Annotated in this window: 1 protein-coding gene; it reads left to right on the top strand. The window is 61.6% G+C overall.

Translation table 11 applies throughout. The annotated features are described in order from the left end of the window. Window positions 1-25 precede the first annotated feature (25 nt). Window positions 26-813 (top strand): transposase (locus tag G3446_RS27075; RefSeq protein ID WP_164456739.1); only part of this gene is annotated, 788 nt, incomplete at its 3' end.

Below are 813 nucleotides of genomic sequence, written 5' to 3' on the forward strand. Positions count from 1 at the left end.
GTCCTGGTATACACCGCGCGCCTCGGTGACGAAGGCCTTCGAGCAGCAGATGCTGCTGGAGCTGATCAACAGCACGCTCGAGGATGTCAGCCGCAAGCATGCCATCGGGGTGGAGGCGCTGCAGGGCATCCTGGATCGCTGCATTGAGCCCAAGGTTGATTGGCAAGGAGTCGAGGCGCTGGAGGTCATTGGTATCGATGAGATTGCCTTGAAGAAGGGCCATCGCGATTTCGTCGTCGTGATCAGTGCCTACATCGATGCGCAACTGCGTGTCATCGGCCTCCTCGAGGAGCGGACCAGGGCCGCCGTCGAGGCGTTTTTTCGTTCGATCCCCAAGCGCTTACGGCGCACCGTCGCGGTCGTCTGCTCAGACCTCTATGCCGGGTTCCTCGGCGCGGCGAAGGCCGTGTTCGGCCGGCGTGTCCTCCTCTGTGCGGACCGCTTCCATGTCGCCCGCCTCTATCGCGACGGACTCGAGACCCTGCGCAAACGCGAGCTCAAACGCCTGCGCAAGACGCTCTCGAAAGAACAACTCGATGGGCTGAAGAATGCCCATTGGGTGCTGCGTCGTCGTCGCGCCGACCTCACGGCCGATGAGCGTCGCCTCCTGCAGCGCCTCTTTGAGCACTCCCCCGTCCTCAAAGAAGCCTATGAGGCGTGCGAAGCGCTGACGGCCATCTATGAGAGCCGTCTGTCAAAAGGCCAAGGCAAGCGTCAGCTGCGTGGCTGGATGCAGCGCGTCAGCAATCGCAAGCTCACCTGTTTCAATCGCTTCCTCGGTACGCTCAGCACGCATTTCGAGGAAATCACCAA

This window comes from Thiorhodococcus minor (assembly GCF_010820565.1).
In the GTDB taxonomy this organism is placed as follows: Bacteria; Pseudomonadota; Gammaproteobacteria; order Chromatiales; family Chromatiaceae; genus Thiorhodococcus; species Thiorhodococcus minor.